Origin of the sequence: Loktanella sp. IMCC34160 (genome assembly GCF_004145845.1) — a bacterium.
Lineage (GTDB): Bacteria > Pseudomonadota > Alphaproteobacteria > Rhodobacterales > Rhodobacteraceae > SELP01.
Genome location: NZ_SELP01000006.1, coordinates 158147 through 171328 on the forward strand (window position 1 = coordinate 158147; position 13182 = coordinate 171328).

The 13182-nt window shown below is 58.9% G+C and carries 10 protein-coding genes and 1 CRISPR repeat array; of the genes, 4 read left to right on the plus strand and 6 right to left on the minus strand.

From position 1 onward, the window contains the following. Positions 1-235 precede the first annotated feature (235 nt). A complete protein-coding gene (locus tag EU803_RS15540) occupies positions 236-2650 on the minus strand; it encodes a Hint domain-containing protein (protein ID WP_129684495.1) in 2415 nt (804 codons plus the stop codon). Positions 2651-2878: 228 nt separating this feature from the next. Beyond that, on the minus strand, positions 2879-3445 hold the full coding sequence (locus EU803_RS18825; RefSeq protein ID WP_277985712.1) for an EAL domain-containing protein: 567 nt from the start codon (positions 3443-3445) through the stop codon (positions 2879-2881). Positions 3446-5060: 1615 nt separating this feature from the next. Between EU803_RS18825 and EU803_RS15560 the strand changes: the two genes are divergently transcribed. The 4 genes from EU803_RS15560 to EU803_RS15575 all read left to right on the plus strand — a co-directional run bounded on the left by EU803_RS15560 (position 5061) and on the right by EU803_RS15575 (position 8372). After that, the gene (locus tag EU803_RS15560; protein ID WP_129684501.1) at positions 5061-5261 is read left to right on the plus strand and encodes a hypothetical protein; all 201 of its coding nucleotides are present in this window, start codon (positions 5061-5063) and stop codon (positions 5259-5261) included. Between the two features lie 454 nt (positions 5262-5715). Further along, positions 5716-6603 carry a zincin-like metallopeptidase domain-containing protein gene (locus tag EU803_RS15565; RefSeq protein ID WP_129684503.1) on the plus strand — a complete coding sequence of 296 codons (888 nt, stop codon included), beginning with the start codon at positions 5716-5718 and terminating at the stop codon, positions 6601-6603. Next, complete coding sequence (locus EU803_RS15570) at positions 6603-7193, plus strand: hypothetical protein (protein WP_129684505.1); 591 nt, start codon at positions 6603-6605, stop codon at positions 7191-7193. The genes EU803_RS15565 and EU803_RS15570 overlap by 1 nt, the downstream gene beginning before the upstream one ends. A gap of 582 nt (positions 7194-7775) precedes the next feature. Beyond that, positions 7776-8372 carry a DUF6088 family protein gene (locus EU803_RS15575; RefSeq protein ID WP_129684507.1) on the plus strand — a complete coding sequence of 199 codons (597 nt, stop codon included), beginning with the start codon at positions 7776-7778 and terminating at the stop codon, positions 8370-8372. Positions 8373-8550: 178 nt separating this feature from the next. Here the strand turns inward: EU803_RS15575 and EU803_RS15580 are convergent, their stop codons facing one another. The 4 genes from EU803_RS15580 to cas1 all read right to left on the minus strand — a co-directional run bounded on the left by EU803_RS15580 (position 8551) and on the right by cas1 (position 13158). Further along, the gene (locus EU803_RS15580) at positions 8551-9468 is read right to left on the minus strand and encodes a nucleotidyl transferase AbiEii/AbiGii toxin family protein (RefSeq protein WP_129684509.1); all 918 of its coding nucleotides are present in this window, start codon (positions 9466-9468) and stop codon (positions 8551-8553) included. Continuing rightward, the gene (locus EU803_RS15585; RefSeq protein WP_129684511.1) at positions 9458-10288 is read right to left on the minus strand and encodes a type IV toxin-antitoxin system AbiEi family antitoxin domain-containing protein; all 831 of its coding nucleotides are present in this window, start codon (positions 10286-10288) and stop codon (positions 9458-9460) included. Before EU803_RS15585 ends, EU803_RS15580 begins: the two co-directional genes overlap by 11 nt. Before the next feature lie 782 nt (positions 10289-11070). Further along, a CRISPR array of direct repeats spans positions 11071-11833; the repeat unit is 36 nt; unit sequence GTTGCGGCTGGACCTCGAATTCTGAACAGCTAAACT. Positions 11834-11905: 72 nt separating this feature from the next. Beyond that, entirely contained in the window at positions 11906-12250 is a 345-nt protein-coding gene (gene cas2, locus EU803_RS15590) for a CRISPR-associated endonuclease Cas2 (protein WP_129684513.1), read from the minus strand. After that, positions 12247-13158 carry a type II CRISPR-associated endonuclease Cas1 gene (gene cas1, locus EU803_RS15595; RefSeq protein ID WP_129684515.1) on the minus strand — a complete coding sequence of 304 codons (912 nt, stop codon included), beginning with the start codon at positions 13156-13158 and terminating at the stop codon, positions 12247-12249. The genes cas2 and cas1 overlap by 4 nt, the downstream gene beginning before the upstream one ends. Between the last annotated feature and the right edge of the window lie 24 nt (positions 13159-13182).

Here is a 13182-nt window from a genome sequence, read left to right on the forward strand (position 1 = left end):
TCCTTTATGGAGACCACAGGCAGACACCGCCTTTGCGCCCCCCACTCTCTGGCGCGGAGGTGCCTATAGGGATGGGTTGACGCACCACTTCAATCCATCCCTTCCCACAACAGAATCGTGTCTTTGGGTCAGTCGGCCCCGGCGGATAAATCGGGTCGGTCCAATCCATTCCATCGCCTATGCCGCACCTTGTCTCAAACTGTGATGGCTCACCAGACGGCGGGACGCAGGGCATCTAAGGAACGGAGCAAACCCCTGAGAAGATGAGCCGACCGCCCATTTGTCTGCCTGCCTTTTGACAGCAAGCCAACGATACCGGACCTGCGACCTTCTTTTCGAATGCCGGCCCAAGCATGACGCAGGCTTCGTATGATCTAAGCACTCGGCGCGCAGTCGATCCGTAGCTGGATGGGCAATGGCGAAGGTCTGGGAAAATCGCGAATAGTTCGTTCCTGGCGGCTGAATCGAGGGCCGTCAACGCCATTTCTCCGGGGTGGAAACTCTCAGTATGACAGCCTTCAGACGTGACAATTTCGTGTTGATCAAACAACATATGAACATAGGTCACGACCGCAGTGTCGTCTTGTGTGACGCCCGGTGAGCCGACAAAACACGTCGCGGGAACGAGAACTTCGTCCTCACCGAAGTGCAGTTCGGCAAGGTATCCGCCAAACAGGACCCTATGTTGAGGCGATACCCGCAATTCCCGGTCTTGTCCCGGCAGCGTGCCGGCCTCGAAGCAAACCGGCGCGAGGTTACCTTTCCCGGAAACAGTGCTTGATTGTATCCATCGTATTGGCTGCGGGCCGTGGTCCAGCGTATTGACAAGATCGCCGACTTTCAGGGTCTCGATCGGTCGGGGCCCGATGGGGGTGTCAATCTGTGTTCCGGTTACAAAGCAGACGATGTTTTCGATCTCGCTGAAATTCAGGACCGTGCCATCATCAAGGGTCACCGTTCCTGAATAGGTGGTGTTGCCACTGCTGTTCTGTGTCGTGCTTTGGATGTTTAGGGTCGAGAGGTCCGCCAAATCACCCAGTTGCAGTGTATCGCCCTGGCCGGATGTTTCCGTCGCACCGCCACCGTTGATGGTGATCGTTCCGTTCGAGGCCTCACCTAGGTCTTCGAGAATGAACAGATCGTCGCCATCGCCGCCGCTGACGCTGTCGCCGTCGGCAAAGGTAATGATGTCATTGCCGGTCCCGCCGGAAATGGTGTCGTTGCCTGTGCCACCGCTGATGGTGTCGTTGCCGTCCAGCCCATCCAGGATGTCATTGCCAGCCCCGCCACTAATGATGTCGTCGCCGCCAACCTCGCTGAACTCAGTTTCCGGATTGTCGAAATACAGATCCGACACAACAAGGCTACCACCCTGGGAGTTGAACACGAACTCGACCATCGCGACCGGGCCGGGGATCGTTACCAGCATCGACCCTTCCGGCGTCGTATCGAATGCGACAAGATCCAACTGGTTGGTGTAGAATGTGTCGGCCCCAGCCACACCATCCGTATCATCACCCTGGATCCACGCCCCCAGATCGACAGTGTATTGGATCAGGTTTCCGTCGATGTCATAGGCATTGATTGTGATGATTTCGAGGGGTACGTTTGGGCCGCTTTCGAAATCGCTTATCCGAAACTGAAGGTTTTCGACACCTTCGGAGAAGGTGATCTGGGTCGTTCCATCGCCCTCGATACCCATCGCGCTGTTTGGTGAAACCGTGCTGGTTCCGCCGTCCACGCCGGTGGTTAAGAGCGTGGTTGAAGCGTAATTGGTGATGCCGGGAGAAGATGTCGTGACCGAAACATCGATCGAACCGACCGAGACGGTCTGGCCATTGAGGTCGTCGCCATTGTCGATCACGCCGTCATTGTCTGGATCGCTGAAATGGTTCCATTCAACACCCAAACGATCGAAGGTAGCTGCAGCATCAGTCCCGCCATAAATGGTGTCGTCACCGTCGCCGCCGGTCAGGATGTCATTGCCGCTTCCGCCGTCGATGGTGTCATTCCCGGTTCCACCATCGACAACATCTTCGCTCAACCCGCCGTAGATCTGATCGTCCCCGGCCTCGCCCCAGAGCGTGTCCGCACCCCCTTCACCCGAGATGGCGTCATTGCCAGCCCCGCCATAAACAAGGTCATTGCCCCAGTTCGCAAAGATATTGTCATCGCCGCCGTCACCGCTCAGCGTATCGTCCCCTGTCAGGCCAAGGAACTCGAAGCCACCTTCATCAATTGTTTCACCGCTTGAATAAAGTTGGGCATAGTCAACGCTGGTCGGGTTTGTATTTATGGACGAAACCGTAGCTGTCCCGGCGGGGATCGGCTCGGAAAAGACCATGAAGTCAGCGCCGGTGTCGTCACTTTCGAAATAGTATCCCGTATAGGAAACACCATCGATCGTGAACGTGATCACCGTTTCAAGGTAGAACGTTTCACCATCAACGACAACGTTGCCGACACTGTCCTGGACGAACAGGATCTGATCACCCTCGGCATCGGCGCCGCCTGTAACACCTGTGTCATTATCCGATACAATGAAATCATAGCTGTCCGACAAGGAAACATCGAACGTGTTTCCTGTGCGGATGTTCTGCGGGTTCAACCCAATATCAACGACAGAATAGGCGAGAAAAGACTGGTACATTACCCTTCAATCTGACTGGTAGGCACTTACTGTTCGCGATCTAGACCCAGGCAATTTGACTGAACTTCTCCGATAGCGCGGTGGTTTGGGGCCAACCTATTGCTTTGAAGTTTAGAAACTTTGAAGGAAGATGTTTGATGAAAGCGGTTCCTGCTTCGACTGTATCGAAGACGGGTTAACGCAACCAACTGGCCCCTTCAGATTGGGTTTCAAAAATCTCAGGTGACGTCACGCCCGGCCGCGGTTCATTTCTGGAGGTGGCCGGTGCACTTCACGCTCGAGGATCCACTCCGGAGCGGCTTCCTGAGGCATCGGGTGACCAAAATGGAACGCCTGGAACAATCGGCACCACATGTCCTGCAAGACCTTGACGTCTGCATCCGACTCTACGCCATCGGCCAGAACCTCAATCCTGAGGTTGGTGGCCATGTCAATCATGGACGATACCAAAGAGCGCTTCTGACGGTCCGATCCGACACCGGACACGAATGCCCTGTCGATCTTGACCAAATCGACGGGCAGATTCACCAAGCTCAGGTCCGACGCATGCCCCGTCCCAAAGTCGTCCAAGGCAAAGGAGAAACCGCTTGATACAAGTTGATTACTGGCCTCCAGGATACCATCGGTGCCTGTGACATAGAGGGCCGATCTAAGGATCTCGAGTACAGGCCTTTGAGGTTCGATGTCGCGTGCTTTGAGGTTCCACAGCAGGGCATCACTGAAGCGAGGGTTCAAGAGGTTTTCGACCGTAATATCGAAACAGCCTTGGCAACACCCAGCATTTGCTCGTCCCACTACGCCAATGCGTCCAGCGCAGAGCGTCAGACTTCCCCGTCGAGCTCCTGCCCAAGGCCGACGCGCTGCGCTGCGCCCAGAAAGTCATTCGGTATCCGGACACCGCGCCTTGGGTGGTTCCATCGCGCCAGCGCCTCGAATCCGATCACGGTGCCGCTGTTGACATAAACTGTGGCTGCAGATCCGCCACGAATTCTTGCCGTGCAATCCCCCGTAGAATATCTGTCGACAACTCCTGGAACGCGAAGTGAGTTCTCTGCAATTCCGGTGTGCATGCACGCGCGTGACCGCGAACGCTCCGTTTGGCTTCGTAGAGCGCAAGATTCGCATGATGCAGAAGCCCGTCGGCCGTTAGGCTGTCGATGGCACGGCTCTGCGCCAGACCGACGCTGGCGCTGGTTTGCAGAGCTTCGTCGGCAAACTCACAAGGCGCCGCCACTGCCGCTTCGGCCCACTCGGTCAGCTGTTCTGAGTTATCTCTCCGGGGAGCATTGTTGCGAGTTCGTCCCCACTATGCGGGCGCAGAGTCCACATTCCCTGAACGCAGACTGCAACGCCGCGGCCGTGTGATGCAGTATTGCGTCTTCCAGATCGAAACCCAAGGGTTTGAGATGCGGCATCGATTTTTGAATGCGCTCATGCATGTCGTCGTGGTTGCGGGTTCTTTCCCAGAACGTATCGCCGCCCAAATCAATGAGCTTTCCGACCGCCGTGGATTTGGCATAGCCACCCAACATTCGCCAAATACTACCAGGACGGTTTCTGCCGACAGGTCGAGCGTTTCGCCGCCGTGGTGCTCGACAACAAAGGTCCTAACACCGTTATTCACCAATCCGTAGATTCGTCGTTCCATGCCTGACACAGGACGGGAGACTCTTGCATGGTGTCGCTTACGAATTGGTAAGATTAGGTGCCGTGTCAAATGGCCAGATGTTTCCGCGTAACGAAGGGCAAATCCGGCAAGCCCGGCTTCCGACAATAAACAGCCTCAGCATTCCGAAAAATCTATGACGACGGACGCCTCACGAATGCCGAGGGCAGCTTCGACGACGATGTGCTCTCGCCGATCAGCAGATCTTTTCATATTTGAGGCCAACGATGCACTAGCAATCAAACCGGACCACCCGATTACGGCACGCCAGTCTGGATCGCTCTTGCGGGGGTGCGGCGCTGCGGGGGGCTTTGTTGGGTCTGGCCTGGCGCTGACCGTGGCCGGGTGCGGGGGTCATCTTTGGTTGCCCGGTGTCGTCTCGGTTCTTGGGGCAGGGAAGGGCCGGGGTGCCTGTTGGGAGCCGGCCTCGGTCTGGATCTTCATGAGTTTGGAGCAGTTTCGGCGCGGGTAGGGAGGGCTGGTCCGATCCGGGTGGGGTCTGCTGGGCTGGTTCTGCCTCCGGTCCGGGTGACGCGCTGAAGGCTGTGTCGGCGCCGTGGCGTCCCTCCCCTGTTTCTTGAAGATGCAATCTGGCCGACGCGGCCGGGCTGGTTCCTGCGCTGCGCTCCGGCAAGCACAAATACGGCTTCCACGCTGCGCGCGGACCCTCCGCATTTCTGCCTGCATCCCGGCCTTCTCCGTCGGCCTGTTTCGGTTGCATCGAAACAGGAAAGGAACTCCACCATGACTACTCACTACCGCGTCACCACCCCGGTCGAAGGCAAGAACGGCAAGACCTACTTCCGCCAGATCGGGGTCGCCTTCCCCCAGCGCGAGGGCTCGAAGTCCTTCATGAAGATCCAGCTCGAGGCCTTCCCGATCAACGGCGAACTGGTTCTCTTCGAGCCCAAGGACAAGGAGGACGACGAGGGCGTCACCGAGTGAGGCCCTCCCTCCCAGGGCCTCGGGGCGGCGTCAGGCCGCCCCATCCCCTGTTCCAGGGAGCCCCCTTCGGGCCGCGAAGGATCGGCGGTGTGCTGGCGCACGAGGGCAGGGGGCTGCCCGGCCGACGCTGTGCTCTGGCCGGTCAGGCGACCCTGTCGATGGCTGGGGCCGTCGGGGTTCGGACGAGCCGAACGCCGCTCCGTCCCGGTTTTGGGAACCTCCGGTTCCCCCGTAAAGCCCGGTGCTGTTCGGACCGGAAGGGGTGTCCCCGGCTTCCTCCGCCTTCGGCTCCGTGCAGCCGGGTGATCCCCCTCCCCATCCGGTCCGGCACCGCGCTTGACGGGCCCCCCTCCTGCTCTCGGCGAGGGCCAGTCCGGCAAGATAGACACGCGCCAAGGCGCGGCTCGCTTGCCAGACATGCCCAATCTTGGGCGATACAGAGGAGAGGCCACAAATGGCGACCGCAAAATTCAATGTTCAGGATCAGGTGACAGGCGCAATCATTGCAGCCATCGAAGCAGGCACCCCGCCGTGGCGCAAGCCATGGACCGGTGAGGCGGGAGGCTGTTCTTTCCCGCACCGGGCCAACGGCGAACCTTACCGGGGCATCAATGTGCTGCTGCTATGGGCGGCAGCTCAGAACCACGGATATACCTCCGCCCATTGGTTCACCTATCGGCAGGCGCAGGAGAACGGGGGGCAGGTTCGCAAAGGAGAAAAGTCCAACACGGTCGTCAAATATGGCACCATCGACCGGGAGACGGACGAGGGCGAAGCCAAGGCGGTTCCCTATACCCGCGCCTATCGGGTCTTCAACGCCGATCAGATCGACGGGTTGCCCGAGCATTTCTATGCCACGCCTGCGCCCGCCGAAGATCTCGGCACCGAAGCGGACCCCGCGCTTTGCGCGTTCTTCGAGGCTCTTGGCGTTCCGATCATCACGACCGAGGAACCGCGCGCCTACTACAGCATCGACAAGGACCAGATCCACATGCCGCCGGTTCAAACCTTCTATTCGGCATCTGAGTATTTTGGAACTCTGGCCCATGAGTGCGCCCATTCCACAGGCCACAGGTCGCGGCTGGACCGGTTCGAGAAGTTCCGGGACCGCAAAGCCTATGCATTCGAAGAACTCATCGCGGAAATCGCGGCCTGCATCCTTGGGGCAAAGCACGGGTTCAAACCCGACTTTGAACAGTCCGCCGCCTATGTCGAAGGGTGGTTGAAGGCCCTTGGCGAGGACAACCGCGCCATCTTCCGCGCCGCGAGCGAGGCACAGAAAGCCGTGGATATGATCGAAGCCGCCGCCGAGGGCGCAACCAGCACCAAGGAGGCCGCGTGATGGGCTGGCTGATCTACAATCATACCCCGCGCGACATCAAAGCCGAGATTGAACGGCTCTGCACATACGAGGACGAGGTGCGGGCCGCACGGCCCCTCCGGGCCAGCCGTGTCGGCACGGTTTGGTATGTCGCGGTCGAAGTGCAGTTGAAACGTCCTGACGGAGAGACCTACGGCCACGAGGCCGATGCAATGGGCCGCTATGTCTTTGCTGCCGTCTTCTTGACCCGACGCGAGAATGGCGGCTGGGGCTATAAGAGCATGGACGAGGGCCAAGGGCCGGTGGAATCCCAAGCCCCTCTGGCCATTCTCAACCTGCTCAGTCCAACGACAACGGACTACGCGCTTGCATGGCGGCAACGGTGCCGCGAACACGCCGCCAAAGCCAGCCGCAAGCTGACCCATGGCGACGTGATCGAACTGGCCCAACCGCTGGAATTCACCGACGGGCGGCAACGAAGCCGCTTCACCGTCCACAAGGGGCGTAATCCCGGTGAGAAGCGGGTTTCGACCAGCTTCATCTGCGCCGAGACGGGCGCGCATTGCCGGATCAGTGGCGTCATGAAGCGCGACTGGAAGACGGTGGGATAGGGCGATGACACAGCAAAAGACCGCCTTTCTGCCGCATGTCATGTTTCGGAAGTCGATGATATCGGGCCATCTGTCCGAACCGGTTCCGGGCTGACGGTCCTTCCATGTGTCCCGAGCGATCCGGGCAAGTGGCCCGGATCGCTCAGGACCGGCGCTATTCGCGCCGAACCGCGTTCGTGGGGGGCGATACCCAAGCAATAGCGCTGCTTCACCGGCGGATGGTACTTCCCACTGTTGACCCTTTCTCACCTCGCCGCTGGCGCGTTCGGTTCTCTGCGGGGCGGGACCCGTTCCGCGACGTTCGGTTTCTTCAGTCAACAACGTCGGGCAATGAAGGTGGGCTGGCTCCCGTCCCTTGCAATCGACTGCGGCAACTTGACCCGGCGTGTCTGTCTGCCCGTGGTTGTCAGAGGTCGGATGATTCAAACTCCGGCGGGATACCCCTTGCAGGAACAGCACCTTTGCTATGAGCAATGGGAACTTGAGCGGTTTGGATCGAACGAAGTGGGACCTCAAGCGTCGCCGGATCGATGCTTGCATCTGTCAGAAAATAGATTATATATCTGACGCTTGGAGGCAAACATGCAGACCACATCCCAAGCCATCAAGACCTATGCGGAAACCTTGCCGGAGGGGGCGACCCTCTCCGCGCGGGAACTGTTGCACCTCGGGGAGCGTGCGGCGATTGACCAGGCGCTATCGCGTTTGGTTCGGCGCGGGGAGCTTCTGCGTGTGAAGCGGGGAGTGTTCGCCCTGCCCGTGAAAACCCGCTTTGGGAACCGGGCGCCCTCGGTTGAAGCCGTGGTTGAGCATATCGCAAAATCAACGGGTGAGCGTGTGTCGCAGAGCGGAGCCTCTGCTGCGAACCTGCTCGGCATCTCGACGCAGAATCCATCGCGTCAGATTTACTGGACCTCCGGGCCAAGCCGTCATCTGACGCTCGGAGCGCAAAGCGTCGAGCTCAAGCATGTTCCGAGCTGGCAGCTTCGCGCGCCCAACAGCCGAGCCGGACATGCCTTTCGGGCGCTTGCCTATTTCGGGAAGTCCGAGGCCGCTCAGGCTTTGACGCGCATCAAAGCGATGCTGAACGAAGGGGAGCAGCGCGAGCTTCTGAGCCTTCGTGCCTGTGCACCAACCTGGTTGGCCAAGGAACTTAGCGCGCTCGCGTCTCCGCAATGACAGAGAGCCAGACCTACTTTTACCTGTCACGCCAAGACAAGCTCGATGCGCTAGAGGTGGCCGCCTCGACCTTGGGGCGGCCTGCGGGCCTCTTGGAAAGCCGAGCACATCAAAAACCGTGACCAGGCACTCTTCTTCATCGGGATCGTTCTCAAAATCAGTCGTCTCTGTTCCATCTTCAGCCGAGGAGTTTCTCTAACTCTTCGCCCTGGGCGGTGTGCTTCTCGGGGTTCTCTGCTTTCAGCTTTTTCACGTTGATCAGCTTCCATCTGACGGCGGGCAACGCGGCGGCTTGAGGCCGGCCGATCGCCTCGTAATCCGGCTCGCCTTCGTGCAAAGTCCTCAGAAATCTCTTCGCGTCCTCATCGAGACAGGATCGTATATCCCTGATTAGGCGGTCGCGCGTCCTGATCAGTTCCGGAAGGTCGACTGGCTCCTTGGTCATGCCCTCGAATTCCCGCGCATAGGGTTGATCCAGATCGATCAGGTTCGGGTTCAGCAATTCATGCGGTGGGCGCGGTGAACACGCTACATAGATGAGGAAAGTGCGGAACAACTCGTCCGTAAGGCCTTCGTTCTCGTAGAGCAGCTTCACGTCATACAGGTCGCGTGGGTGCTGGCGATCGACGGCCGCATGCAGCTTGCCTCCGAACAAATCCTCGAAGGAGACAATATTCATCGCCGCATACCCGAATTCCTCCTCGACGGCTTCGGAGACTTCGCGTTGTTCCGGATCATGCACGACGCCGCGCGTGACGGGGGAGGTCTCAATCTTGATCTCGGCCGCGCCCAGGCGTGCGAGCGCACGCGTGGCACCGCCGCCGCCACCTGCAATACGCTGCGCTTTTGCGTCGGTGATGCCGCCTTCGATGGCGGCGGCAATCCGGTCCATCGCGACGTTGATTTCAGCGAGGCTTTCGGCGCGGTCTTTGACAGGTAGGTAGGTCAGATCGATATCGACCGACAGGCGTGGCAGGTCGCGATAGAAGAGGTTGATGGCCGTCCCGCCCTTGAGCGCAAATATCTCCTCCCTGGCGACATAAGGTAGTAAGCGCACGAGAAGGGCCACTTGGGCGGCATAGTCTTCACGCGCCATGATTACGTTCCTTTATTGCAAACTCTTCGGGCACCATGATCCTGTAGCGCGGATGTATCTTGCCGCCTTTGACCAATGCTCGATCCCCGCTGCCGAGGTCGAACTCTTCCGGATCGAGACGCTTGCGCCAGGCATGATCGTGGCGGTCGGCGAACACGAAGAACAGACGTTTGACCTTGATTTTCTTGCAACTTCTGAGCAGCGCCGAGAGGGTTCTCGGGCGCAATGTCGTCAGGCTTTCGAACGCCATGTCGAGGTTGTGAAAGCTCTCCTGATCCGGCAATTCGTCCAGCGCCTCTAAGATCGCCCGTTCCGGCGAGGACATCACCAGTTTCCAGTCCCACGGCAGGGACGATGCTGTCTCGTCGGCATTCCTTCGTGCGTCATCGACACCCAACTCCGGATCGGAGAACAGTGACAAGTTGCGTGTGCGGAGTTTGGTGTTGAGCGGCAGTTTTTCGAGCCAGTTAGGGATTTTTGAGCCGTAAAGCCAGACTGTGCTCTTGTCGCCGAGTGAGAGATAGTGCGCATAGCCTTGCAGGCCCAATGCCGTCGCCCCCCCGATATGGACAGGGTAGTGCATGATGTGCTGGAGCGAGAGCAGGCAGGTCTTCCAGTTGAGCGTGTTCGTGGTGGCGCTGCTTGGTGAGGGGCGGCGGAAGACTCCGCGTCCAAGGCGTTCTAGCCAGCCGCGTTGGACATAGGCGTAGGACGAACGCCTGCCTATCCCGTGGTGCTCAAGCCAAGCGGAGTCCACGAGGAACCCCGTGGGGACAGCCTCAAGAAGGCTCTTTAGTTTTTCGTGCTCTTGTCTGCTCATACGTGACATAATGTTGTATTCTTAAAGAGGCCGCTACTTGTTTCTGTGAAAACCTGTGAGATGGTCCACCAAGGATGGACAAACTGTAACGCTCTCGAAGGGATTGGCTGAGAAGACAGCCGGCCATTCGGATCGAAAAGTTGGAGCTTTGTGTTCTTGTCTTTGACAGGCTTCAACTGCTGAAGATTTTTGAAGCGGCAGGTTGCCGGCCATGTGGGCCTTGTGGTGAGTGACCGCCAATCGTTCCTATGAGATGAAGACCGGTGCTTTTCTATCGGCGAAAGTGGCCAACTCTAAGCTCCGCCGGGCATGCCAAGCAGTCCGTGGTAAAATGCAGCGGAAACCCAAGGAGTATCAATGAATGCTCCAAGCCGTTCGGCGTTTTCCTCTACAAGACGTTTCGGCTGCTGCGGAAGTTCGGAATCTAGGGCCGCACCGCAGCGGTAGCAGTGTATAGTAAGCGGCCGGTCTGGGCCGGGCCTGTCGCGAATAACATCCATACATTTGCAGTTTTGCAGAGTCCGCTTTCTGCGCATCGGAGCCGTTCGGACACTTTGCAGCATTCAGTAAGTTTGGGCTCAGAGCCGACTTGCGGCGTCGCAGCTCAAAGTTTCCCCGACTACCCTTTGGCTTTGATCGGCCTGCTGGCCGTAGCTCAGCCCAATCAAGACATACGTTCAGCTACCTCACGGCCGAAGACGTCACTCGGGCAGGGCGGATTCCGGACTTTCGCCGAGCGAGCGAGCGCCTTTAGGTTTGAGACAAAGCAGCCGTTCAGAATTTGAGCGGCTGGACCTCGAATTCTGAACAGCTAAACTTTTGCGGCCCCGCAAACGTTGACACACTCAGTTGCGGCTGGACCTCGAATTCTGAACAGCTAAACTGCGCCGGGTCGGCGTTCCTGAACGCCTAGCGTTGCGGCTGGACCTCGAATTCTGAACAGCTAAACTGCCAGTCCAGCCAAGTGATGCCGTCGCGCTGTTGCGGCTGGACCTCGAATTCTGAACAGCTAAACTCAATGTCCTGCAATAGCGCGCCGCTGGGGCGTTGCGGCTGGACCTCGAATTCTGAACAGCTAAACTTTCCCCGACGATGACGGGATGCAGCGCGTCGTTGCGGCTGGACCTCGAATTCTGAACAGCTAAACTGATGAACATTGCCTGAAGCTCAGCCTTCGTGTTGCGGCTGGACCTCGAATTCTGAACAGCTAAACTAAAGAACGGCGCGTAACCGTTCGCCGCCATGTTGCGGCTGGACCTCGAATTCTGAACAGCTAAACTGACCCGCGACACGATGTCCTGCCCATATTCGTTGCGGCTGGACCTCGAATTCTGAACAGCTAAACTCACCGCCAGCTTGCCGCCTCGGAACGTGTCGTTGCGGCTGGACCTCGAATTCTGAACAGCTAAACTTGTCTGGCAGCGCATCCAGCCGCTTGCGTTGTTGCGGCTGGACCTCGAATTCTGAACAGCTAAACTTTCAGTGCCCACCGGCAATCGGTGGGCCACGTTGCGGCTGGACCTCGAATTCTGAACAGCTAAACTCGATCCTCTTCCAAGCCCCTGAAACAACAGAGGTTTTGGGAGGGATCGAGTGCGGCAATCTGAAGAATCATGATCAAAAAAGCGCCAGTTGTTGCGGATTTTTCCGGGCCGCCCTTCGACCCTGATCCGAGAAATGCACGATATCACGATATTGTCGGTCAGTGAAGTTGAGGATCTGAATGTCACCCTTGTCGGGCAACTGACGTTCAATACGGGTTACACGGGTCTGAAACGCCTCCTTGCCGTTGACGAAGCGTGCATAGACCGAGAACTGGCTGCGCTCGAAGCCTTCGTCCAGCAGGAAATTCCGAAAATCCGTTGCCGCTTTGCGCTGCGGCTTGGTGTCGGTGGGCAGGTCGAACATCACAAGTATCCACATGATCCGGTATCCAGACAGAAAGACGGGCGCCGAGGTCATGCCCCAAGCCCCGCAAGGGTAAGCGCATCAAGGGGGGCGGGCAGCGCAAGGTTGAGTGCGCCTGCCTCGAAACTTTGCCCCAAGGACGCTGCGAGTTTGCCGAGCGCGACCGATACGGGCGTCAGGCCGTCACCGAGCGGAAGGTCGAGCGCGATGAGCCGCGCCAGGGCCTGTTTGGCCTCGGTGTTCACCTCCGGTCCGGTTCGGGCAACGAGACCGCGCACGCAACAATCGACCAAGGGGCGGAACGGCTCCATCAGGTCGTCCGCCAGGGCAAAGGCATTGCCCCGATTGGAATGGTGCAATCCGATGGTTGGGTGCAACCCGGCGGCAACCACGGCGCGCGCGGTGGCGGCGCGCAGGACGGTGTAGCCGTAGTTCAGGAGCGCGTTGAGATCGGGCGCATTACGGTCGCGGCGGAAATCCTGGCCCATCATCCGGGGCCAGTAGTAACGGGCGGCCTGGGCTTCGACATTTGTGCTATCGCCGCTGGTCACTTTGCGTTTGAGCATGGCCACGGGAGCATGGGTCTCCCCCATGGCCTCAAGCGCGGCGGCCTGCATGGCGATCTTGCATATCACAACCTGTTTCCACGCCTGTTTCATGAGCGGAGCCTTGGCTTGCCATTGGGCGCGGAGCCGGGCGCCCTGGGCATGGTGCCCCTCAAGCGGCAGGAGAACGGAGCGCGGCGCGTGGTTGGACCCGCACAGAACAACCGGTGCCCCGCGATCCGCCAGTTCCGTCAGCAGCGAGGTGGACCACGTGGTGCCGTGGGCGTGAACGATCACTCCGGCGACCTGGTCCAGCGGGATACGGCCGATTTCCTCGGCGCCTTCGCTGACTTTCAGAAAACCGCGATCGCGCGACAGGTGCCGCCCGTCGGTGGCAATATCGACGATCTGGTCCATATGTCACCCCTCCAACACTTTGGA

Coding starts and splice junctions, on each gene's coding strand:
- EU803_RS15540 (WP_129684495.1), bottom strand. CDS start 2,650: ATGTACCAGTCTTTTCTCGCCTATTCTGTCGTTGATATTGGGTTGAAC.
- EU803_RS15560 (WP_129684501.1), top strand. CDS start 5,061: ATGACTACTCACTACCGCGTCACCACCCCGGTCGAAGGCAAGAACGGC.
- EU803_RS15565 (WP_129684503.1), top strand. CDS start 5,716: ATGGCGACCGCAAAATTCAATGTTCAGGATCAGGTGACAGGCGCAATC.
- EU803_RS15570 (WP_129684505.1), top strand. CDS start 6,603: ATGGGCTGGCTGATCTACAATCATACCCCGCGCGACATCAAAGCCGAG.
- EU803_RS15575 (WP_129684507.1), top strand. CDS start 7,776: ATGCAGACCACATCCCAAGCCATCAAGACCTATGCGGAAACCTTGCCG.
- EU803_RS15580 (WP_129684509.1), bottom strand. CDS start 9,468: ATGGCGCGTGAAGACTATGCCGCCCAAGTGGCCCTTCTCGTGCGCTTA.
- EU803_RS15585 (WP_129684511.1), bottom strand. CDS start 10,288: ATGAGCAGACAAGAGCACGAAAAACTAAAGAGCCTTCTTGAGGCTGTC.
- cas2 (WP_129684513.1), bottom strand. CDS start 12,250: ATGACCTCGGCGCCCGTCTTTCTGTCTGGATACCGGATCATGTGGATA.
- cas1 (WP_129684515.1), bottom strand. CDS start 13,158: ATGGACCAGATCGTCGATATTGCCACCGACGGGCGGCACCTGTCGCGC.